Origin of the sequence: Halomonas sp. ND22Bw (assembly GCF_003011945.1) — a bacterium.
Taxonomy (GTDB): domain Bacteria; phylum Pseudomonadota; class Gammaproteobacteria; order Pseudomonadales; family Halomonadaceae; genus Halomonas; species Halomonas halophila.
The window spans coordinates 1-241 of record NZ_PXWD01001654.1 but is presented as its reverse complement, the minus strand read 5'-3'; the positions used below and the strand labels follow the sequence as shown (position 1 = coordinate 241).

Sequence of the window (241 nt, the reverse complement as noted above, 5' to 3'; positions counted from 1 at the left end):
CGTCGAGCACCTGCCGCCCGCGCGCCGGCGGGCGCGGCATCGCCCGGCCGTTCCACTCACGCGCGTTGCAGCCGTCGCAGGCCCGCCAATTCTCCGGCCAGATTACCTTGCCGCTGCGATCCTGCACCAGATCGATAAGCGAGGGATCATGCCAGCGCCCGTTGTTGGCCAGCACGCCATAAGCGTTGACCATCTTCTCCACCGTCGTTTCACCCGCGCCCAGCGCATAGGACAGATAGGG

General features: G+C 67.2%; 1 protein-coding gene. It reads right to left on the bottom strand.

The features are described 5' to 3' along the window. Positions 1-241: hypothetical protein (locus tag CVH10_RS23880; RefSeq protein ID WP_146143378.1), on the bottom strand; the 241-nt coding region annotated here is incomplete at both ends.